General features: G+C 36.5%; 21 protein-coding genes. 12 read left to right on the top strand and 9 right to left on the bottom strand.

The genetic code is table 11. The annotated features are described in order from the left end of the window. Positions 1-15: 15 nt before the first annotated feature. Both ftsZ and GXZ72_00950 read right to left on the bottom strand, forming a co-directional pair. Positions 16-1,167, bottom strand: a complete 1,152-nt coding sequence (gene ftsZ, locus GXZ72_00955) for a cell division protein FtsZ (protein HHT18123.1) — start codon at positions 1,165-1,167, stop codon at positions 16-18. Positions 1,168-1,397: 230 nt separating this feature from the next. After that, entirely contained in the window at positions 1,398-1,961 is a 564-nt protein-coding gene (locus tag GXZ72_00950; protein HHT18122.1) for a hypothetical protein, read from the bottom strand. Between the two features lie 314 nt (positions 1,962-2,275). Between GXZ72_00950 and comA the strand changes: the two genes are divergently transcribed. The 9 genes from comA to larE all read left to right on the top strand — a co-directional run bounded on the left by comA (position 2,276) and on the right by larE (position 9,924). Then, positions 2,276-3,052 (top strand): phosphosulfolactate synthase, encoded by a 777-nt coding sequence (gene comA / locus GXZ72_00945; protein HHT18121.1) that lies wholly within the window; start codon positions 2,276-2,278, stop codon positions 3,050-3,052. Then, positions 3,049-3,825 (top strand): ATP-binding cassette domain-containing protein, encoded by a 777-nt coding sequence (locus GXZ72_00940; protein HHT18120.1) that lies wholly within the window; start codon positions 3,049-3,051, stop codon positions 3,823-3,825. The genes comA and GXZ72_00940 overlap by 4 nt, the downstream gene beginning before the upstream one ends. Positions 3,826-4,024: 199 nt before the next feature. Beyond that, entirely contained in the window at positions 4,025-4,726 is a 702-nt protein-coding gene (locus GXZ72_00935) for a hypothetical protein (GenBank protein HHT18119.1), read from the top strand. A 20-nt stretch (positions 4,727-4,746) separates the two neighbouring features. Beyond that, entirely contained in the window at positions 4,747-5,439 is a 693-nt protein-coding gene (locus tag GXZ72_00930) for a hypothetical protein (protein ID HHT18118.1), read from the top strand. 95 nt (positions 5,440-5,534) lie between these two features. Next, positions 5,535-6,428 (top strand): gamma-glutamyl ligase, encoded by an 894-nt coding sequence (locus GXZ72_00925; GenBank protein HHT18117.1) that lies wholly within the window; start codon positions 5,535-5,537, stop codon positions 6,426-6,428. 394 nt (positions 6,429-6,822) lie between these two features. After that, complete coding sequence (gene tfe, locus GXZ72_00920) at positions 6,823-7,308, top strand: transcription factor E (protein HHT18116.1); 486 nt, start codon at positions 6,823-6,825, stop codon at positions 7,306-7,308. Between the two features lie 148 nt (positions 7,309-7,456). After that, positions 7,457-8,005 (top strand): TIGR00295 family protein, encoded by a 549-nt coding sequence (locus GXZ72_00915; GenBank protein HHT18115.1) that lies wholly within the window; start codon positions 7,457-7,459, stop codon positions 8,003-8,005. Positions 8,006-8,214: 209 nt separating this feature from the next. Further along, positions 8,215-8,859: a TfuA-related McrA-glycine thioamidation protein gene (locus GXZ72_00910; GenBank protein ID HHT18114.1), complete on the top strand. Its 645-nt coding sequence runs from the start codon at positions 8,215-8,217 to the stop codon at positions 8,857-8,859. 12 nt (positions 8,860-8,871) lie between these two features. Next, on the top strand, positions 8,872-9,924 hold the full coding sequence (gene larE / locus GXZ72_00905) for an ATP-dependent sacrificial sulfur transferase LarE (protein HHT18113.1): 1,053 nt from the start codon (positions 8,872-8,874) through the stop codon (positions 9,922-9,924). 59 nt (positions 9,925-9,983) lie between these two features. Here the strand turns inward: larE and GXZ72_00900 are convergent, their stop codons facing one another. The 7 genes from GXZ72_00900 to rimI all read right to left on the bottom strand — a co-directional run bounded on the left by GXZ72_00900 (position 9,984) and on the right by rimI (position 17,960). Next, entirely contained in the window at positions 9,984-10,421 is a 438-nt protein-coding gene (locus GXZ72_00900) for a hypothetical protein (protein ID HHT18112.1), read from the bottom strand. A gap of 14 nt (positions 10,422-10,435) precedes the next feature. Beyond that, complete coding sequence (locus tag GXZ72_00895) at positions 10,436-11,272, bottom strand: CBS domain-containing protein (protein ID HHT18111.1); 837 nt, start codon at positions 11,270-11,272, stop codon at positions 10,436-10,438. Between the two features lie 51 nt (positions 11,273-11,323). Continuing rightward, a complete protein-coding gene (locus tag GXZ72_00890; GenBank protein ID HHT18110.1) occupies positions 11,324-11,770 on the bottom strand; it encodes a universal stress protein in 447 nt (148 codons plus the stop codon). A gap of 5 nt (positions 11,771-11,775) precedes the next feature. Then, on the bottom strand, positions 11,776-12,963 hold the full coding sequence (locus GXZ72_00885; protein ID HHT18109.1) for an amidohydrolase family protein: 1,188 nt from the start codon (positions 12,961-12,963) through the stop codon (positions 11,776-11,778). Positions 12,964-13,109: 146 nt separating this feature from the next. Then, the gene (carB, locus tag GXZ72_00880) at positions 13,110-16,298 is read right to left on the bottom strand and encodes a carbamoyl-phosphate synthase large subunit (protein ID HHT18108.1); all 3,189 of its coding nucleotides are present in this window, start codon (positions 16,296-16,298) and stop codon (positions 13,110-13,112) included. Between the two features lie 68 nt (positions 16,299-16,366). Beyond that, on the bottom strand, positions 16,367-17,449 hold the full coding sequence (gene carA, locus GXZ72_00875) for a glutamine-hydrolyzing carbamoyl-phosphate synthase small subunit (protein HHT18107.1): 1,083 nt from the start codon (positions 17,447-17,449) through the stop codon (positions 16,367-16,369). Positions 17,450-17,489: 40 nt separating this feature from the next. Next, the gene (gene rimI / locus GXZ72_00870) at positions 17,490-17,960 is read right to left on the bottom strand and encodes a ribosomal protein S18-alanine N-acetyltransferase (protein ID HHT18106.1); all 471 of its coding nucleotides are present in this window, start codon (positions 17,958-17,960) and stop codon (positions 17,490-17,492) included. Between the two features lie 29 nt (positions 17,961-17,989). On the opposite strand from rimI, the gene GXZ72_00865 reads away from it, so the two are divergent. From GXZ72_00865 to cobK, 3 genes are all read left to right on the top strand, one after another. Further along, positions 17,990-18,379, top strand: a complete 390-nt coding sequence (locus GXZ72_00865; GenBank protein HHT18105.1) for a hypothetical protein — start codon at positions 17,990-17,992, stop codon at positions 18,377-18,379. Positions 18,380-18,461: 82 nt separating this feature from the next. Next, the gene (locus tag GXZ72_00860) at positions 18,462-21,008 is read left to right on the top strand and encodes a calcium-translocating P-type ATPase, PMCA-type (protein HHT18104.1); all 2,547 of its coding nucleotides are present in this window, start codon (positions 18,462-18,464) and stop codon (positions 21,006-21,008) included. Between the two features lie 40 nt (positions 21,009-21,048). Beyond that, a complete protein-coding gene (gene cobK / locus GXZ72_00855) occupies positions 21,049-21,855 on the top strand; it encodes a precorrin-6A reductase (protein HHT18103.1) in 807 nt (268 codons plus the stop codon). Positions 21,856-22,021: the final 166 nt, after the last annotated feature.

The raw sequence follows: 22,021 nt of genomic DNA, 5'->3' as shown, positions 1-22,021 counted from the left end.
GGAAAGATGATTTATTTAGAAAACACCATCAATGAATTCTTCTAACGATGATTCTGGCACTTTTTCTTTATGTCTTTCTTCAATGTATTCTGGTTCTCCGCTATGTATGCCAAATATATATGGTGATTTGACTCCAGCCACAACAATTGTGGTGCGGATGGTATTTTGCAGTTCTTCTTGGATCTGAGTACCCCAGATGATATTAGCATCAGGATCTAGTTCGTCAGCAACAATCTGCACAACTTTCTCAGCTTCGTTTAAAGTTAAGTCAGAGCTTCCAGAAATGTTTATCAGGGCTCCTTTAGCATTGGAAATGTCCAAATCCAATAGCGGACTGTTCAGAGCTTCGTGCACAGATTCAATGGCTCGGTCCCCTGAGTCTGATTCGCCCATTCCAATCATGGCCATGCCGGACCCTTTCATTATGCTCCTAATATCTGCAAAGTCCAGACTCACCAATCCTGGTTTGGTGATGAGCTCGGTTATTCCTTTGACTGCTCTTCCTAGAAGTTCGTCAGCAACCATAAATGCCTTGTTTATAGGCAAGTTTGGAGCTACTTCCAAAAGTTTGTCGTTAGGTATGACGATAACTGTATCCGCAGCGTTCTGGAGTTTTTCCAGTCCTTTTTCTGCGTTTTCCCTTCGACGTAGTCCTTCAGCACTGAAAGGCATTGTGGCTACAGCAATGGTAAGAGCACCGATCTTTTTGGCCATTTTAGCTATAATTGGCGCTGAACCCGTTCCGGTTCCTCCACCCATACCGCAAGTCACGAAAACCATGTCTGCTCCTTCTAGTTTTTCCTTTATTTCTTCATCACTTTCTTCTGCGCATTCTTCTCCGACTTCGGGTATACCACCGGCACCCAGCCCACCGCAAGTATTTCTACCTATTAAAATTTTTTTATCGGAGACTGAGTAGTATAGATCTTGAGCATCAGTATTCATGGAAATGGTTTCGGCTCCTTCAATACCGATCTCCATTAATCGAGAAACGGTATTGTTTCCCCCGCCACCAGTTCCAATTACACAGATCTTAGCACGACTTCGTTGAATGATGTCTTCTAATTCGTGGTCGATGCTACTATCATATCCATGATGCTTTTCGGTTGTCTTTCTATCCCTTCTTTTTTCGGATTCCTTTATGGTATTGTCAATAATAGATTTCAATCTCTACCCCCACAGCAAATGTTAGTTATCTTAAATGTGTTATTGTACTAACTTATATTTAAAAGCAACGGTTTTTTAACCAATAATTCACGACCAAGCAAAGAATTTTTGACTAATATCCAAAGATCATCTCCAACATCTTACCATGGAGTGATTGTGAACACACAGATTTCACAACTTTGACAACCGAACCATTGGGGGGTAACATCAACAGTTGGAATCATTAGACTCTAAGGTCTGGGCATAGCAATGATTTCATTTATCCGTAGGTCAAAGAAGTTACCCATGTGAGCTGGCTTCAATACCATTGCAGTGTCAACACCTTCAGCAGTTCCGCCCAAGGCGATAACTTCTTTATCAGTGGGTATTAGGCCTGCATCTGCAGCCATGATGCTGATTTCAACACAAACCTTCACTCCCTGAGAAAATAGTCTTAAAGTACCGGCAATAATTTCAACAGGAGTGATACCTCCAAATTTATTACTAATACCCCTTCCCACACCGCTAAGTGAATGCGAACCCACATATATGGGTATGCCTTTTTGTTTTAATTTATCCACATATTCTTGTTGAAGTTCTAATTCATCTTCACCCCTAAATCCTGCATGGTGGGTGATACTTATTATATTTGCATCAGGCATGCTATTAGAAACTTCCACACTGCTTTTTCCCGTTACTGAGGCCACAACAATGTTTTCAATGCCTAATTCTTCTTTTCTTTCCTTAACTAACTCTATTACTTTTTCAGTATTTTCAGAACCTGGGTTTTCAAAATAATTTATTTTTTTCTCCATATTTACCCCTCATTTAATATTTGTTAATGATAATGGCATTAATAAATGATATTTCTTTTGTTTTTTTTAAATTCTCATTATAATCTTTCTTTAAAAATAGAGTATTGAAATTAAAAAATACATTAGTAAGTTTAAGTTCAAATTATATTCTCTATTTCCGTATAATTTGTGATTAAAAAAGATTTATTAGATATCGGACTAATTTAATATATATTGATGTGATCTAATTATAGAATAATCAAATATAGGATCATATATTTTAATGAGTAAATACAATTAAAATATCCAAAAATCTTTTTCCAAAAGTGATAATAATGAATGCTTTTGATTTTTTAACGCCTCAACGCAACCCTAAAACAGGCACTGGAATCACTATGATGTTAGATAAAGGAATGGGTCCGGTAACTGTTATTGATCTCCTTGAAATATCTGGAAAATATGTAGATCTGGCAAAATTTGGATGGGGAACATCTGCCATCCACAATCGTAAAATGATAAAGGAAAAGGTAGAAATCTATCATTCTTATGATACAATCCCTTATCCTGGTGGAACTCTTTTTGAAATTGCCTATTCTAATAATAAATTGGAAGATTATCTTAATGAGGCCGATAAACTGGGATTTGGAGCTATAGAAATATCTGATGGAACTATTGATATCTCCAAAGAAGAAAGGGAAAAACTAGTTTCCATGGTGAAGGACAATGGATATTTAGTTATAACTGAGGTAGGTAAAAAAGATCCAAGAAAAGACCATTTATTAACCATTAATGACAGGACAGAAATGGTAAATCATGATATAGAGTGGGGAGCTGATTTTATACTCATGGAAGGCCGAGAAGGTGGAAAAGGAATAGGTCTTTTCGATGAACAAGGTGAAGTTAAGGAAGACGAATTACAAATATTAGTCAAAGGTACACGAGTGGAGAAGATAATTTGGGAGGCACCACTGAAAAATCAGCAAGTTTACTTTATTTTAAAGTTCGGTGCAAATGTTAATTTAGGTAATATTCCTTCTGAGGAGATCACAGCTCTGGAAACCATGCGGCTAGGATTAAGAGGAGACACTATGGGAAAGGTGAATTTAGGATGATTGAAGAAATAACAATAATGGGGGGTTTTGATAAGCTAGGAAATCCCGAACCAGTAAATAAGGTCATAATAAAAAAGGGCGAAATATTTGGAGTTGTGGGCCCAACCGGAAGCGGAAAAAGCTCTCTAATAGGTGATATTGAACAGCTTTCCCAGGAAGATACATTCTCCAAGAGAAAAATTTTGGTCAATGGTAAAGCACCCAGCTACGAGGATCGAACCAACCCTAGAAAAAAGATGGTGGCTCAATTATCTCAAAATATGAACTTCCTTGCGGACATGACTGTTGGCGACTTTTTAAGTTTGCATGCTAAATGTCGTGGAGCTCACAGTAAATGTGTAAATGCTGTGGTTGAATTAGCAAACACTCTAACAGGGGAACCCATAAAAAAGGAGCATGACTTGACAATCCTGAGTGGTGGACAATCAAGAGCTTTAATGGTAGCCGATGTTGCCATAATAAGTAATTCACCTATTGTTCTCATTGATGAACTTGAAAATGCAGGAATACGGAAACATGACGCCCTTGAAGCACTTGCTGGCCATGGAAAAATTGTCATGGTAGTAACTCATGATCCTGTGCTTGCACTTATGACTGATAAGAGAATTGTCATGAAAAATGGTGGAATGCAATCAGTTGTGGGAACTACTGGGAAAGAAAAGGCTTTGTCACAAAAATTAAATAAAATTGATGGATTAATGTTGAGTTTACGTGATCAAGTACGTAACGGTGAAGTTATTGATGACATTGACCTAAAAAATTTAGATTTATAAGAAAAATCCTTAAAAAAATCAGTGTGAAGTAAATCAATTAAAATGGAATCTGAAATAATTTTTATCAAGGAATGAACTTATTTTCATGACATTATTAATAAATTCTAAAGAATCTAATCAACAAATGTAATTATATTTACTTAAAAATTAATTTAGGAAAAAGAATAAATTGATATAGTTATTAAAAGGGTGATTTTTAATGAGAATGGTTATTGTGGCTGGAACACCGGGTTCTGGGAAAACTGCGGTTTTAATACATGCGTTGCAAAACATAAATGAAATGGGATTGAAATCAGCAGTAGTAAAAATCGATTGTCTTTATACTGATGATGATCGAAAATTTGCCAAAATAAATATTCCCACTAAAGTGGGGCTATCCATGGACATGTGCCCCGATCACTACGCAATTTACAATTTGGAAGAAATGATAAATTGGGCTGATGAAAACCAAGCAGAACTATTGGTAATTGAAACTGCTGGTTTATGTCACCGTTGTGCACCCTTTACTGAAAACTCTCTCGGAGTCTGCGTTATCGATGCCACCAGTGGTCCTAACACACCCCTAAAAGTTGGTCCATTCTTAAGCACAGCAGATATTGCAGTAATCACTAAAGGAGACATGATATCACAAGCAGAACGTGAAATCTTCCGGGAAAGGATTTTGGAAGTAAATCCTGATTGTAAAATAATAGAAGCTAACGGTTTGAGTGGGCAGGGATGTGCTGAATTAGCTGATGAATTTTTGAAATCCCAAGAAGTATCTCTGGATCAGGAGAAACTTAGACATTCTGCACCACTGGCTGTTTGTACTTTATGTGTTGGAGAAACTAAGGTTAACAAGAAATATCACCGGGGTATACTGCGCCGTATAGATGGTTTTCAAAGTTATGAAGGAGAATAATTCATTTTAAGGTGTTTTTAATGAACAAAGGTTCCATTGATATTTCTCAACAAAATAAAGTTTTAATGTTACTTCCTGGCTACAACTGTGGCATCTGCGGATATGCACGATGTGATGAATTTGCAGGAGCACTTTTAAAAAGTAGAACCCAGCTTGAAAAGTGCAGATTTCTTTATCAAGAGATTTTTCAAGAAGATCTCGCTAAACTTCAGGAAATACTTAAGGAAACCAAAGTAATTCCTGATGAAAAGAAGATTATAGGAGTTATGGATAATTATGAAGCTGATATTATCCTAAAACCTCTTCACGGAGAGGAATCATGTAGGGAAACATTATATCCCTTCACTAGGGAAAAGATTAAAGCCGGTGAAATAATAAGATACCGCCCTTTAGGATGTCCTATAATTCATTTTGCCAAGGTACTGGAAGAAAATCACGGCTTAATCACAGTTCATTTAGTGGGTCCTTGCCATCGCATTGATTCAGAAGCAGAATTCGAATATAAAGACATTGGAGTTTGCATGGTTGGAGGATTCCAGGGAACTATCGAAGGAAAGTTACCTCGGGTGGGAGAAACAGTCCGATTCTTACCATATCACTGTATGATGCAAAAAGTCCACTCTGGTGTGGTTGTTCAATTAGAAGGAAGACAAGCTATTATTGAAGGTATCGACCTTAAAGTATGGGCGCCTCCAGTCAAAGGAAATGATTGACTGAGCAAATGGTATTTCATTAGCCATTAATGCAATTAAAGTATCAAAAACTTTTTTCCCATTTAACAAGGATTTCCAGTGTATTGTAGGATAAAATGAATCATAAATATCATAAGGATCACCAGTCAAAGAATGTTGAATATTTTGAATCAAAAAATAATTTAGCCACCATACCAATTAAAACAGATTATATCAATCCGGGTGGATCTTATGATGTCATTATTGAAGGTGCAGTGAAATTTTTAAAAGATGACGATTTTTTAGTGGTTTCTGAAACACCATTATCAATAGCTCAGGGCAGATTAGTTGATGAATCAGAATTTAAACCATCTATCAGTGCATATTTCCTGGCAGAGATATGGTCTAAATATTTGTGGGGCTATATTTTCGGTCCGATACTGCGTATAAAAAAAAGGACAATTAAAAACCTTAAAAAACTTCCCCCGGAGGCTCGTTCTCACAAAGAAGTTATATTAAATTACTATGGGTGGAAACATGCCCTTAAACCAGCTTCTGAAGCAGGAGTGGATCTGAGTAATGCACCGGGCACTCTTGTTTCATTACTACCTCATGATCCTCAGAGTGTTTCAGAAGTAATGGAAAAAAAAATTTTAGACACAAGTGGTAAAAAAGTTACTGTGATGATTATTGATACTGATGCCACGTACAAAATTAGAAAAACCATGTTTACTTCTTTACCTATTTCTATTCCCCAAATAAAAAATAATATGGGCATTTTTGGATATTTATTGGGTCGGGTTGGTAAAATAATTGGACCCACCCCCTTGGCAATTTCTCAACCCCATAAAATTGAAAATATTATGAAGATAGCTGTAGCTGCAGAGGAATGTCAGAAAAACCATGAAAGTAACATGGAAACTGTTTACGACATGCAAAAACTTTCTGATGGAAACCTAAATGGTATTACTGTGGAAAAATTGAACTCTATAACTCATATGCCAGCTGTAATCGTTCGAAAATCTAATTAATTACACAAAAATGATTTTCAAACTGGATTTTTTTCGAATAAAGATTAATTAAAAAAATATAAATACTATCTGGCTCATATAATCAATTAACCCAAGATATTTTTGACACCCATAATATAGCTTTACCTCAATGAACACTAGCTTAACCGTGGATTTTATTGACATGCACGAAGGGGTCTTATTAGGGGCGGAGAGAGATATTTTAGCTTTAAAAATTATAGGCAGCTAATTTACGCCGAAGCGGGTGTGAAATTAATTAGCATGGCTTGATTTGACCTATCAATTTTATAGATATATTAGTACCTCTCCGTATCGGAGGTATAGAATGCTTAAATTAAATGATCCTGAAATACAAGAGCTCTTAAAAATCTCGAAACATGAAGGAGGAACTGCGATGCTTAAAGATCCTAATGTGCAGGAAATTCTCATTGATGTTACCAAGGACCATGAGAACAGCATCCCCATTATCCAATGTTTATTAAATGGCAAAAACACTGATGAAGAGATAGCTGAAGAAACTGAAATTAGACTAAATATTGTTAGACGAATTTTATACAAGTTATATGATGCTGGAGTTGCCAGCTATAAACGAAGTAAGGATCCAGAAACTCAATGGTATACTTACAGTTGGAGATTTGAAGAGGAAAAAATAGCTGAAATTATTTCTCAGAAGTTCGAAAAGTTTTCTGAAGAAATACATCAATCTTTGGAATATGAAGAAGAAAATATGTTCTTTGTATGTCCCAATGGTTGTCGCTATAATTTTGAAGAAGCATCAGAAAGAAATTTCATATGCCCCGATTGTAACATAAACATGGAGTTTCAGGATAATTCATCAATAATAACTGAATTAAAACAATTAAAGGAAAGAATGAGCTAATTTTTTCCTTAAATATTTTTTCTTCCGAATTTTTAGTTTTTTAAAGTTGATTTTTGATTATTTTCATCTATTATTGATATCTTCTGGTGTATCGTTTTTAGAAAATTCTCAAAATAATATTATCCAAAAAAAAAGAAATTGAGGTTGGATATTTCTGAGTCAATATAGTCAATTTCATTCATGCCAAGTCTTAAAAGAATACAATTGTCATGCTTTCGTGATTGAACACTCAAAAGCAGTAATGCTAAAAGCAACTGATTTAGCATCTAGATTTGGATCAAATGTGGATCTGGATTTGGTTAAAGCCGGTGCCATGCTCCATGATGTGGGTCGTTCCAAGACTAACGGAGTAAAACATGCTATTGTTGGGGCTAATATTCTTAGATTTAATGGTGTTCCACCCGAAATCGTGAAAATTGTTGAAAGACATATAGGTGCGGGGATAACCAAAGAAGAAGCTGAACTAATTGGATTGCCTGCCATTGATTATCTGCCTATTACTCTTGAGGAAAAATTGGTGGCCCATGCGGATAACCTCATACATGGGACACGTGAGGTTGAATTGGACTTTGTTATTGAAAAATGGCAGAAGAAACTTGGCAAAAACCATCCTTCAATCCCTCGAATAATTAAATTGCACAATGAATTATCCCAAAATGAAACTAATCACACAATTAATGATTTTACCATCCATTAAATAAATCATAAATAGCCTCCAAAAACATGATTAGGCATTAAATACATGATTTATTATTTTCATTGCCTTATTTATCCTTAAAAACTCATATTATTTCATATCCCTTTTTTCGAGTTTCATTTTCAATTTTTCTTTAACCTATTTCTTCACCCAAAAAAAAAAACTTATCTAAATAAATAGAAGTAATAAATAGGGATAATGGTGTTGATATGGATCAAAAAAGAATTATAGTGTTTCTCGGACCTTCTCTTTCTTTAAATGATGCTCGCGGAATATTAAGTGCTGATTATCATCCTCCTGTTGCAAGGGGTGACGTAGATGCATTATTAAACCATCCTCCTGATGTCATTGCTATCATTGATGGAGTTTTCCACTATAAACCCGCAGTTTCCCACCGAGAAATACTTCGAGCCCTAAAATTAGGGATTACAGTTATAGGAGGATCCAGCATGGGTGCGTTAAGAGCTACTGAACTAGATTATGCGGGAATGATTGGAATAGGGGAGGTATATAAAAGTTATAAGGATGGAAAAATAGAATCTGATGACGAAGTGGCCATTGTTTTTGATCCAGTAACCCATGAACTGTTATCAGAGGCTCTGGTAAGTATGAGTTACAATTTTCAGATTGCTGCAAAAAGAGGGATTATCACAAATTATGATCTTAAAGTGCTAAATGAAACTGCTAAAAAAATATATTATCCTCAAAGAAATTATATGCGTGTTTTCAGTGAATCTGGCTTGGAAAAGGAAAAAATCAAAAAACTCGAAACATATCTGGACGTTGAGGGGATCGACATCAAGGCAGAAGATGCAAAAAAGGTTTTAAAATATATTAAAAAATTAGTTCAGTGATAATATATGGATATGGAGATCCAAAGAAAAATAGATGATTTAAAGGCCTTTTTCAAGGATAAAAAGGTTATTATAGCTTTTTCTGGAGGTGCAGACAGCACATTACTGGCTTTCGTTGCAAAAAATGAGGCTAAAGATGCTCTGGCAGTGACAGTGGATAATGGTGTTATGCCTGCAGAATTTATCCAGAAAGCAGAACAGATTGCTGAAAAAATTGGGATAAAACACCATACAATAATAAATGACTTTTTAAAAGACTCTAAATTTAAAACAAATTCTTCAAATCGTTGTTACATTTGCAAAAATAAAATTTACCAGAAACTGGAGGAAATGGCATCAAATTATCACTATGATTTTATTGTTGATGGAACAAACATAACTGATCTATTTGAAGACCGGCCAGGAATAATGGTGAATATAGAAAAAAACATTAAAACACCTCTGGTTAACATTGGTTTCACTGATAAGGATGTGAGAACTATTCTACAAGACATGAATGTTGAATATAATCCATCAACCACTTGTTTAGCCACTAGAATCCCTACAGGACAAACGATTACTACCTCAAAAATTAATCGCATTAGATATGCTGAGAATATAATAAGCAATTTAACTGGTCTTGATGTGGTTAGGGTGAGAGATAATGATGGAATAGCACTTATTGAAGTTAAAAATGTTAATAAACTCCTTGATAAGGACTTATTAAATTATTTGGTTTCTGAATTTAAGGCTGTTGGTTTTAAAAAGGTGACAATGAATATTTCTAGTACTGATGATTCAGGGATGGAAATGGTTGTTTATAAGCCATGTAAAGATGAGAAAAATAGGATAATGTTGGAAACTGAACTTCCATACACTTTAAACATTCCTGAAACTTGCCACGAACTTGGAAATCTGGGTAAAGTGAAATGTTCCCCTAAAATGGGCGTAGCCATATTGGAAGTTAATGGAATAACTATAACAATATTTGACAAGGGCAAAATAGTTGCCAGAAGGGTTAAAGACCAAAAAGAAGCTCAAAATTTGTTAATAAGAATTTTACCATGCATACGAAGGCTGAAATAAATTATATTTAAAAAAAAATGGTATAAAAATTAGAATATTCAGTTAATGATTATAAATATTCAAATTTCTTGGTGTATATTTTTTTGAACCTTGCGTCTGAAGGATGTTAATTTTTTAAAGAATCCCCGGTCATCATTTCCTGATAGGACGATTATATCTCCTTCCACTTTTAAAACTTCACCATCAGCTTCAACGTTTTCAATTTCTACCATGATCTCAGACGCATCTTCCAGGGTGTCGTTGGCAGTGTAAGTGTAATCTAAAACAAGTTTCTCATGAGGATGGACCTCTTGCAAGGCTCTTTTTATAGTTAGTTCCATTATGTTGAAGAAAGTTTCTAGTTGAGGATTTCCCTCCCACCACAGTGTTGCCATAATAAATTGGAGGTTTATATCTTGTATAGATACATCTCCTCCTTTTTTGCCCACAACACGAATAATTTCAGGATCTGATTTTATTTTAAGAATTGGTTGGGGAATAAATGTTTTTTCAGACATTTTAACCGTCCAACCTAAGGAATAATGGATTTAATGAGGTCACTTGCCCTTATCAATCCAACTAATTCACCTTCTACGTCAATAACTGGCATTTGTTCAATTTTTCTTTGACGCATTTTACTGGCACAGTCTTTCACAGCAGTTTTGGTGGTGACTATGGCTAGGTCACTGGTTGCAACATCTTTCACCTCTTTATCAGAGAATTGTAGATGATTTTTAATCACATAAAGAACGTTCTTACTATCCCATGACCATTTATCCCCTTCTGTACCAACTGATGTGTTATGCACAGTCTGTTCGGACACAACTTCACTTTCATCTAAAAAATCAGTTTCAGTAAGAATGCCTGATGGTTTTCCTTCATTACTAAGTGCCAGAATTACTTTTAAGTTAAAGTAACGCATAATTTCAAAGGCTACTTTAAGGGGAGTTCTTTCCCATGTGGTAGGTACGCTGCGGAGCATATATTTTTCTGCAGGATCGCTGATATCCATTTTCCACAAAGCTTTGTTAATGAGATCTGAGGCAGTCACTAATCCTACTAATTCTTCTTTATCAACAACAGGCACTCTTCGAATATGATTTTCTGTCATTTTTCGGGCAGCGTCCCCTATATCATCTTCAGGACCTACAGTTATCATTTCTCGAGTCATTATAAGAGCAATTTGTTCTTCATCTGGGTTTTCTACTAGATCAGTTCGGGTTAATATGCCTACTAGTTTTTTGGTTCCTTTTTTAACAACAGGTAATCCTGATACGTTTTTTTCTCGCATTAGTTCCAGTGCATTGCCACGATTTCCTGGTACTTGTATGAAGTGTATTTCCTCTGACATTATGTCCTTTATCTGCATTGTTTCACCAGCCATATGCTGCAACTAAAAAGAATATTAAATAGTTTTTCTTCAATGAACTGCTAAAACTGGGCATGTTGATGATCTAACCACTTTTTCTGTTACACTGCCCAGTAAAAATCTGTCTAAACCATGTTTTCCAGAAGTTCCCATAACCACTAAATCAATGTTTTCATTTTCAATGGTCTTGAGAATTGAATCAGCAGGTGAGCCTTCTTCAGTTGTTAGCGTTATTTTAAGATCTTTAATTTTTGATTCACCTTCACTCTGTGTTATCATTTCTGATATTCTTTCAAGGGATCTCCTACCTTCTTCTTTTAACATTTCTTTAATTTTTACTATGAGGTCTTCTGCTGGGAGCCCTACTAATGAAGATGTTTCAATAACATTTAAAACGATAATTTCAGCACCGCTTCTACTAGCTATCCAGATAGCATGTTTAGCCGCTTTTTCAGCAAATTTGGAGCCATCTGTCGGCAATAAAATTTTCTGGTACATTTGTTTCACCTCATATATATTAGTTTACCATCTGTCACAAGACCTATTATGTTTTTCGATTCAGTGCGGTTGATCAGGGACAGTATTGGGTTGTCGGACAACAGTTCTACCATCATGATATCTGCCAACATACCCTCTTGAATACATCCAAGGTTTAGGTTCAGGGCTTGACCAGCATTAACTGTTGCCATCTTTAATATTTCTACTGGGGGGAAATATTCCTTATAGAAGCCTCTGGTTAATTTTAGGGCATATTCCATCTCCCTAAACATGTTGGGAGAATTGAACATCACATTATCTGTTCCCAATAATAAGTTTATCCCCTTGCTCCACATCTCTTTTATGGGTGGTATTCCAACGGAAAGAGCACCATTGGAACGGGGGCAACAAACCACTGACTTTTTTCCATTCCTTATAAGATCCAAATCATTATTCATTGGTGATGTAAGATGTATCAGAATGTTAAATTCACAATCTAAAGCTCTTTCTACTTCTGTTTTCCCAGTGGATTTAAGAGAATTTCGTTGCACTTGTTCATATTCAGCAGCATGAATTGCAGAAATTTTCCCAACTTGGGAGCATGTTTCAGTTATTATTTTGGCAACTTTATCATCAACTTCTCCGAATCCACTTAGGCCAACACCATCTGCATATTCGAGAAGTTCAAGGGAATTTTTTCTTATTTCCGCTTCAAAATCATCATTGAGATGTTTAGAACCGGATTTGTAGGATGGATCTTTGAAGAAGGAATTCTGACGTCCCAGAACAATTTTTCGTATTGGTATGTCTTTGCTTGCTTCTTGGATCTGTGAAATGCCATTAACTCCTCCTTCTCTAAAATCAACCAGAGTGGTTGTTCCTGTTTCAAGCATTTCCTCTAAAGAATTCCTTATTGAGCAACAAATATCTGAAGGGTTTGTTTTTGCAAGTAATTTGTGTTTCAGTCCGTTTGGAGGTTTCACAACATTTTCAATGTGTTCTCCATCTCCAATATCTTTTGCAACCGAGTCTCCCAAATGTACATGACTGTTAATTAATGATGGAGAAACTATGCATCCTTTGGCATCGATTTCTCGCCCACCAGAAGCGTCGGCTGAGACTTCTACAATATAATTATCTTCAATGAGGATGTTAGCTTTCATTGGCTCCAGTTCTGGGCCATATAGTACCAATCCGTTTTTGATGTTAAGCATACACTGATATGTTTGTTTTTGGGATATTTATCATTATCTAAAATTGAAATGATCATGTATGTCTGCTATTTTTTAAAAAAAGGAAATAGTAAGAATTCGAAACAATCTGAAATGGCTATAACAAAAAATTTAACAATTTTAGAACATTATTCATATTTATGATATTCTTTTAAGGATTTAACTCCAATTTTTCCTTTTTCCACATTTTCTATAGCATTTAAAGCAGCTCTAGCCCCAGCTAGTGTAGTTACATATGGTATGCCTAGTTCAACTGCCATTCTTCTTATGTAATACCCATCATCTGCTGATTGTTTTCCAGAAGGAGTGTTTATAATCATGGCTACTTTGCCATTTAGAACAGCATCACGAATATTGGGTGATTCCTGACTAACTTTACGTATGATATTTATTTCGACTTGATCTTGTACTGCTTTAGCTGTTCCGCGGGTGGCGATCAATTCAAAACCAAGTTCTTCTGCCTTTTTTGCAATGTCCATGATTTTGTCTTTATCTTGATCCCTAACACTGATGAAAATTGTGCCTTTTTGTGGCAGATCCATCCCTGCAGAAAGTTGTGCTTTATAATAGGATATTCCAAAGTTTGAATCGATCCCCATGCTTTCTCCAGTTGATTTCATTTCAGGTCCCAGTATGGAATCTGCTTCTGGAAGTTTAATGAAGGGGAATATGGATTCCTTTACAGCTACATGATCTATTTTTACTTCATCTTTCAATCCGAAGTCTTTTAATGTCTTTCCCATCATTAGTTCGGCTGCTATCTTTGCTAATGGAACACCAACCGCTTTACTCACAATCGGGACAGTTCTACTTGCCCTTGGGTTTGCTTCTAATATGTAAACTTTAGGATTATTCTCATCATCCATTTTAACTGCATACTGGATGTTTATAAGGCCTACAACATCAAGTTCAAGAGCTAATTTAATAGTATGATCTTTAATTATTTTTAAAACATCTTCAGGAATGCTTTGGGGGGGTATAACGCAAGCAGAATCTCCTGAGTGCACTCCAGCTTCTTCAATATGCTCCATGATCCCTCCGATGAATACCTCTTTTCCATCAGATAGGGCGTCAACATCTATTTCAATGGCATCTTCAAGGAATTTATCTACCAGTATAGGATGTTCTGGGGAAATTCGAACAGCTTCTTTCATATATTCCTTCAGTTCATTATCATCGTAGACTATTTCCATGGCCCGACCCCCTAACACATATGATGGTCGCACCAGTACAGGGAATCCAATTTGTTTAGCTGCTTCACTAGCTTCTTCAAATGAAAATGCGATTCCATAATCCGCTTGAGCTATTCCCAATTTATTAAGAACTTTAGTAAATCTTTCCCGATCTTCAACTCGGTCTATACTCTCGTGTGGTGTTCCCAGAATACGCACTCCTTCACGGGCCAGAGGAACAGCAAGGTTAATAGAAGTTTGACCTCCGAATTGCACTACCACTCCGTAAGGTTTTTCTTTGTTTATTATGCTCATAACATCTTCTAGGGTTATGGGCTCAAAATATAGTTTACTGGATATATCGTAGTCAGTACTCACGGTTTCAGGATTGTTATTTATTATAATAGTTTCAATATCTTCGTTTTTAAGAGCCATTGCTGCGTGGACACAGCAATAATCAAATTCTATTCCTTGACCGATACGTATGGGTCCAGCACCAATAATTATAACTTTTTTCTTATCAGTAACTATTACTTCATCTTCTTCTTCATAGGTACTATAATAATAGGGTGTTTGTGCTTCAAACTCTGCTGCACAAGTATCTACCATTTTGTAAGTTGGGACAATTCCTTCTTTTTCCCTGGTTTTTCTAATGGTCTCTTCTTCTAAACCAGTTATATCTGCAAGTTTACGATCTGAAAAACCCATTTTTTTGGTCTTAAGCATTATTTGAGGATCAAAGATGTTTTCTTTACTTATTTTTTTCTCCCAATCTACTATATTGAGTATTTTATTCAGGAAAAATGGATTAATTTTAGTTAAAGAATAGATATCCTCAATTTTCATACCAGACTTGATTGCACTGTAAATTTGGAAAAACCGATCATCAGTTGCATTCTTGAGTTTTTCTTCATTAAATTCTACATCATCAAATCCATATCTTCCCACATCTAAGCTCCGGATGGCTTTGTGTAGAGATTCTTCAAGTGTTCTTCCAATGGCCATAACTTCTCCAGTAGACTTCATTTGAACTCCAATTTCTCTGCTGATTCCCTTAAACTTGTCAAATGGCCAGCGGGGCACCTTACTTACTATGTAGTCTATGCTGGGTTCGAATGAGGCGGGTGTTTTTTGGGTTATATCGTTTCTGATCTCATCTAAGGTCATGCCAACTGCAATTTTTGCTGAAATTTTGGCTATCGGGTATCCAGTAGCTTTTGACGCCAATGCACTACTACGGCTCACCCGGGGGTTAACTTCAATAACTTTGTACTCGCCGGTTAGTGGGTGAACAGCAAACTGTATATTACAGCCTCCTTGGATTCCCAGGGCGCGTATGATCTTGATTGAAGCATTTCTAAGTCGTTGGTTATCTGCATCTGAGAGGGTTTGTGCAGGAGCCACCACAATACTTTCTCCAGTATGAATTCCCATGGGATCAAGGTTTTCCATGTTACACACAATGATGCAAGTATCATTTTTATCACGCATCACTTCGTATTCAAATTCCTGCCAACCCAGTACAGACTGATCAATGAGCACTTGGTTAATATAGCTCATGTCTAATCCTCGGGTGGCAATTTCTTCCAATTCTTGGTCATTATGTGCAACTCCACCTCCAGTTCCACCGAGAGTAAATGCCGGTCTTACAATAACTGGAAATCCTATTTTTTCAACTGCTTCAAAGGCTTCATCTAATGATTTAACAGCTTTAGCTTGGGGGACAGGTTCGTTGAGATTTTTCATGAAGCTGTCAAAGAGGTCACGGTCTTCCACGTTTTTGATGGTCTGGATTGATGATCCTATTACCTTCACTCCTTCCAATGCACCGATCTTTTCTAAACCAGTTGAAACATTCAGTCCAGTTTGCCCTCCCATAGTCGGTAAAATAGCGTCAGGGTTTTCCTTTTTAATGATCTGAGCCACAATTTCAGGGGTTAATGGTTCCACATAAACCTCATCTGCCATGTCTACATCAGTTTGGATGGTTGCAGGGTTACTGTTAACCAGCACAGTTTTTATACCCTCTTCCTGGAGGGATTTACAGGCTTGTGAGCCTGAATAATCGAATTCAGCAGCTTGGCCAATTTGGATGGGTCCTGAACCAATAATAAGCACTTTATTAATATCTTTGTCCCGTGGCATTTCTAATCCTCTTTCATTCAATTAATGGCTATTTGAAATTCATTATTATTAATAAATGTATAAACTAGTCAATTCTTTTTTATATCTTCTAAAAAGTTGTCGAAGTGGTAATCAGTATCTTTAGGGCCTGGTCCAGCTTCAGGATGATATTGAACACCGATTATTGGAAGTTCTTCGTGTTTTATACCCTCTACTGTGTTATCATTTAGATTAATTTGGGTTATTTCTATTGGCAAACCTTCACATGACTTTTTATCTATTGCAAAACCATGATTTTGAGATGTAATAGTAATTTTGCCTGATAAAAGGTCTTTCACGGGCTGATTCGCACCCCTATGTCCGAATTTCATTTTGTAAATCTTGGCTCCGAAAGCAAGTGAAATAATCTGCTGACCTAGACAAATACCAAAGATTGGGAGTTCTTCAGAAAGTTTTTGAACGATTTTAATACCTTCTTTTACTCTACTAGGATTTCCAGGGCCGCTTGAAACTAACAAGCCTCCAGGTTCATAATCTAGTACTTCTTGTGGTGGTGTATTATAAGGTAATATAACTACGCCAATTTCCCTTTTTAAAAGTTCATTAATGCTGTTATTTTTCACCCCATAGTCCATGATAACAGCCCTATTTTTATATTCTTCTCCGAAAATATGGGGTTTTGTTACGGATACTTTGTCTACCAAGTCAATATCCTCAATTCTGGGTTGTGTTCGGGCCATAGTCAGCAATTCTTCATCATCAACTTCTTCTGTAGCCAGAGCACCTTTCATGGTTCCATGCCTGCGGATATTTAGAGTGAGTGCACGGGTGTCGATTCCACTTATTCCGGGAATTTTATTTTCATCCAAAAATTCTGATAAGTTCTGTTCACTTTGTCTATGAGATGGATAGCGAGTTTCCTCTCTTACTATAAATCCTTCAACTTTTATTCCATCAGACTGAAACCAATCCTTTGATATTCCATAATTCCCCTGCAACGGATATGTGGACATTAATATATTGCCTTTGTAAGAAGGATCAGTAAGGGATTCAACGTATCCTGTCATTCCAGTTGCAAATACAACTTCTCCTGTTTTAATAGTGGAATAACCAAATCCCTCACCTTGATAAATTGTACCGTCCTCTAAAGCTAATTTAGCCACTTGTTTCATTCAATCACCATACATTTTAATGTGTTGACCTTAAGAATCTTCATTTTTCAGTTTTTTTCTGCACTTCTGGTTCATCTATTTCCAGAAATTTATCCATGACCACGGCGTCTTCACCATCTTCATAGTAATTCGTTATCGGTGTTCTCTCAGTGAAACCCATGTTTTTATAGAATTTACGGGCGCCATGGTTCCCTTTTCTAACTTCAAGACATATATTTTTCACGTCATATTTTTTAAAGATCTCCTGAGCAGTTTCTACCAATCGGGTTCCAATATTTGTTCTACGATATTTTTTATCCACTGCAAGGGAGATAATGTGGCCATCATTCTCAAATCTGATCCAAAATATAATATATCCTACTACCATATTATCTTGCTGGGCCACTAGAAATCCAGCCCCTAAGTTGTAAATATCGACCAACACATTAGCTGGATAGGGGTCATCAAATGATGCTAATTCAATTTCCAGGACTTTTTTCACGTCTTGGCGTTTGAATTCTCTAATAATCATGAATATCTCCATCTAATTGAAGTGATTGTATGTGGAATGATTTTATTGAGTATCTCACAAAACATTATTCTAATAGTCCCTTAATTGTGGAAGTTGGGGTGGGAAACTTTCTTAAGGTTGCCCTTTACTTGAAGAATCATCTTAAAGTCAATATCGTCATGACTGATATTAAACCTTCCCATGACCAGATCATCTTAGATGATATTAGACAACCTGACTTAAAAATATATAAGGATGCAGGACTTATTTACGCCTTAAGGCCTCCAGAAGAATTGCATCCATATTTGGTGAATCTTTCTGACTCTGTAGGGGCTGATCTAATTATAAAACCACTTTCAACCGATTTTATTAACACTCGGAAGAAGATGGAGTTGGTTAATTATAAAAAAGCAGTTTTTTATAAACACAGTTTTAAATAATAAATTTATCAAAATAGGGTCATATTAAAAAAATCATAATATATTTTTTTCTATGTATCAATCTTAATGGTGTGCTTTAATCATGAAATGGAAGAATCTAAGTGCAAGTGAAACATTAAAGGAACTTAATTCTAGTATAAATGGGATAACCAATGCTGAAGCACAAAAACGCCTTTCAAAACACGGTAAAAATGAACTGGTAGAGGAAAAAAAGCCAGGACCAGTTCAAATATTTTTTAGCCAGTTCATGGACATCCTCATATTCATACTAATCATAGCAGCTATTGCTGCTTTTTATGTTGGAGATACTCTGGATGCAATTGTCATAGTTATCGTAGTCATTATAAATGCAGTTGTTGGTTTCATTCAAGAATACCGGGCTGAAAAAGCAATGGAAAAACTTAAAGGCATGATATCCAATGAAGCAGTTGTTATCAGAGACAGTCAAGAACAGAAAGTACCCGCGGGAGAACTCACAATCGGAGATATAGTTCTCTTAGAGGAGGGGGATAATGTTCCAGCTGATCTGCGTATAATTGAAAGCCATGACCTATTAATAGATGAATCTGCAATGACTGGGGAATCATTTCCCATTGAAAAACATCCAGAAATCAAATACTCTGATGATCATGGAAATGAAAACATGGCTTTTATGGAAACAGATGTTTCTTCAGGTCGGGGAAAGGGAGTCGTCGTAGAAATTGGTATGGACACCAAGATTGGCAAAATCGCGGAGATGATCCAGGAAGAAGAAGAACCAACACCCCTACAACAAAAAATTGCAGGTTTAGGTAAGACACTGGGGTTACTAGCTCTTATAGTATGTTCAGTTGTGTTTGTACTTGAATATTTGCAGGGAATACCGCTAGTGGAAACTTTTATGACCGCAGTTGCACTGGCAGTGGCTGCAGTTCCAGAAGGTCTTCCAGCTATTTTAACCTTAACCCTAGCTCTAGGAATGCAGCGGATGGCACGAAGTAATGCTATCGTCCGAAAATTATTAGCAGTAGAAACTCTCGGATCCTGTAATGTAATATGCACAGATAAAACCGGAACACTCACCCTAAACCAGATGACTGTCCGCCAAGCTAAGGTCAATGATCCAGAAATGATTTTCACAATTTCTGCCCTTTGCAATAATGCCACACAATCTAATGGAAAATTATTAGGAGACCCTACAGACGCTGCTCTACTAGTATATGCTGATGAAAATGGTTACAAACGCAAGGAACTGGAAAAAAAATACCCACGCCTACTAGAGATTCCATTGGACAGTACCCGAAAAAGGATGACCACTGTGAATCAAATTGAGGACCAACGTTATTTGCTGATTAAAGGAGCTCCAGAGGCCATACTGAACCGATGTTCTCAAATCGAAAAAAAAATAGGTGTAACCCCTATAAAACCGGAGGGCACTGATTATGTAATGAAAGAACTAAATGAAATGACTGAAAACGCACTCAGGGTTCTTGGTTTTGCTTATCGCAAATTAGATCATGATGAAGACTTAAATGATAAAGAAAACCTAGAAAAGGATCTTATATTCGCAGGTTTGGTGGGCTTGATGGATCCACCACGGGAAGAAGCTAAAGAAGCCATAGCAATAGCTAAAAAAGCAGGGATAAAGGTTGTAATGATCACTGGAGATCATAAGGACACTGCTGTGGCTATAGCTCGAGAAATTAGCTTAGTTGATGATGAAAAGATTGTGGCCCTCACCGGATCTGAGCTGGAAAATCTCAGTGACAATGAATTTGAAAACATGGTAAACGATGTCAGTGTATATGCCAGGGTATTTCCTGAACAGAAGGTTCGCATTGTAGAAACCCTTAAAAAGATGGGCAACGTGGCTTCAATGACAGGTGATGGAGTAAATGACGCTCCAGCACTCAAAAAAGCAGCTATTGGTGTGGCAATGGGCAGTGGTACTGATGTTGCCAAAGAATCCGCGGACATGCTCCTACAAGATGATAACTTCTCTACTATAGTCAAAACAGTGGGTGAAGGACGCACTATTTTTGATAACATTAGGAGGTTTGTCCGTTTTCAGCTTTCAACCAACATCGGAGCCATACTCACCATAACTTCAGCATCAATATTTAGCTTACCAATTCCTTTCAACCCCATACAAGTTTTATGGATTAATATTATAATGGATGGACCTCCAGCCCAGTCTTTAGGTATTGAACCACCAGAAAAAAATGTTATGAATCGCCCCCCACTTAAAGAAGAGATCATCCCTAGTAGGAGTCTCTTAAAGATTGCCATCGCAGGAGTGGTTATGGCCATAGGAACTCTGGCTCTCTATTCCTATATTTTAGGCACTGATCTATCTCCTGCCCATGAAAATGTAAAGGCCATGACCATGGCTTTCACAGTTTTTGTCATGTATCAAATATTCAATGTTTTTAACTGCCGATCTGAACGCGGATTTTCTAATAGATTTTCTAATAAATTCCTTTTTCTGGCGGTTCTAGCTTCGGTTCTTCTTCAATTGGGAGTGATATACTTGCCATTCCTTCAAGGAATCTTCAGAACTACAGCTCTAGATGTCTTTGATTGGATTTTAATTTTGTTAGTTGCAAGTACCATCCTGGTTAGTGACTGGCTGGCAGAAAAATTAATATAAAAAATGTTTGAAAGGTTAATGATTTGTTAAGGGGTTTAGAATGAATGTATTAGTAATGGCTGGCACTAGTGACGCTAGAAAGATTATAAAATCTCTATCCAAGGGCAATGTGTCTGTTCTGGCTACTGCCACCACTAGCCATGGAACTGATCTGGCACAAAGTTCCGGAGCAAGTAAAGTCCTGGAAGGATATTTTAATTCTGACCAGTTGGTTAGGGTAATAGAAGAAAACAGTATCCAAATATTAATCGATGCAACCCATCCTTTTGCATCTCTAGCCACTCAAAATGCCATAATTGCATCTGAAAAAACAGGAATTGAATATGTTCGTTTTGAAAGACCTCCAAGTGATCTTCCAGACAGCGAACTTATTCATAAGTGTTATTCCTTTGAAGAAGCCACCCGCAAAATATTGGAAATTAAAAAAGAGGATTTACTGGAAAAAAATCAAGTTAAGGGGAAAATTTTACATCTTGCTGGCGTGAACACCTTGCATCATCTTACCAACAAGATCTCTCCTCATTTTATTGTGATTCGGACTCTTCCTGCAGTTTATTCTATTGAAAAATGTCTCAAACTTGGCATTCCTCATGGAAACATAGTGGCTATGGAAGGAATATTTTCCCCAAAATTTAACCGCATCCTCATGGAAGAATACCAAATAGAGATTATTTTAACAAAGGAAAGTGGAGACAGTGGTGGGGTGATGTCTAAGATTAAAGCTGCACTTGATCTTAATATACCTGTAGTTATTGTCATGAGGCCTGAAATTAAAAAATTACAAGGGAAAAAAGTGTTTGATGATCTTAGCTATTTATGTGATGAGATTATTTCAAATAAACACTAAATATATCTGAAATAATGATGTGTTGAATTTGAATAAGCCTCAGCTCGCCCATCAGTCATCATGGATTCAGAGCTCATAGGGTTCATCATTGGCTCGAAGTATAAAAAAATTAGTATATTTTTTTTTTAAATAAAAAAAATTGGAGTTACGGTGCCTATCCGTACAT

This window comes from Methanobacterium sp. (genome assembly GCA_012838205.1).
GTDB lineage: Archaea > Methanobacteriota > Methanobacteria > Methanobacteriales > Methanobacteriaceae > Methanobacterium.
Note: the sequence above shows the minus strand (reverse complement) of the source record. Positions and strands in the feature narration are given on the sequence as shown.

Bases quoted from the DNA above. Each gene is read 5' to 3' on its own strand.
- GXZ72_00950 (HHT18122.1), bottom strand. From the start codon at position 1,961: ATGGAGAAAAAAATAAATTATTTTGAAAACCCAGGTTCTGAAAATACT.
- comA (HHT18121.1), top strand. From the start codon at position 2,276: ATGAATGCTTTTGATTTTTTAACGCCTCAACGCAACCCTAAAACAGGC.
- GXZ72_00940 (HHT18120.1), top strand. From the start codon at position 3,049: ATGATTGAAGAAATAACAATAATGGGGGGTTTTGATAAGCTAGGAAAT.
- GXZ72_00935 (HHT18119.1), top strand. From the start codon at position 4,025: ATGAGAATGGTTATTGTGGCTGGAACACCGGGTTCTGGGAAAACTGCG.
- GXZ72_00930 (HHT18118.1), top strand. From the start codon at position 4,747: ATGAACAAAGGTTCCATTGATATTTCTCAACAAAATAAAGTTTTAATG.
- GXZ72_00925 (HHT18117.1), top strand. From the start codon at position 5,535: ATGAATCATAAATATCATAAGGATCACCAGTCAAAGAATGTTGAATAT.
- tfe (HHT18116.1), top strand. From the start codon at position 6,823: ATGCTTAAAGATCCTAATGTGCAGGAAATTCTCATTGATGTTACCAAG.
- GXZ72_00910 (HHT18114.1), top strand. From the start codon at position 8,215: ATGGATCAAAAAAGAATTATAGTGTTTCTCGGACCTTCTCTTTCTTTA.
- larE (HHT18113.1), top strand. From the start codon at position 8,872: ATGGAGATCCAAAGAAAAATAGATGATTTAAAGGCCTTTTTCAAGGAT.
- GXZ72_00900 (HHT18112.1), bottom strand. From the start codon at position 10,421: ATGTCTGAAAAAACATTTATTCCCCAACCAATTCTTAAAATAAAATCA.
- GXZ72_00895 (HHT18111.1), bottom strand. From the start codon at position 11,272: ATGCAGATAAAGGACATAATGTCAGAGGAAATACACTTCATACAAGTA.
- GXZ72_00890 (HHT18110.1), bottom strand. From the start codon at position 11,770: ATGTACCAGAAAATTTTATTGCCGACAGATGGCTCCAAATTTGCTGAA.
- GXZ72_00885 (HHT18109.1), bottom strand. From the start codon at position 12,963: ATGCTTAACATCAAAAACGGATTGGTACTATATGGCCCAGAACTGGAG.
- carB (HHT18108.1), bottom strand. From the start codon at position 16,298: ATGCCACGGGACAAAGATATTAATAAAGTGCTTATTATTGGTTCAGGA.
- carA (HHT18107.1), bottom strand. From the start codon at position 17,449: ATGAAACAAGTGGCTAAATTAGCTTTAGAGGACGGTACAATTTATCAA.
- rimI (HHT18106.1), bottom strand. From the start codon at position 17,960: ATGATTATTAGAGAATTCAAACGCCAAGACGTGAAAAAAGTCCTGGAA.
- GXZ72_00865 (HHT18105.1), top strand. From the start codon at position 17,990: ATGTGGAATGATTTTATTGAGTATCTCACAAAACATTATTCTAATAGT.
- GXZ72_00860 (HHT18104.1), top strand. From the start codon at position 18,462: ATGAAATGGAAGAATCTAAGTGCAAGTGAAACATTAAAGGAACTTAAT.
- cobK (HHT18103.1), top strand. From the start codon at position 21,049: ATGAATGTATTAGTAATGGCTGGCACTAGTGACGCTAGAAAGATTATA.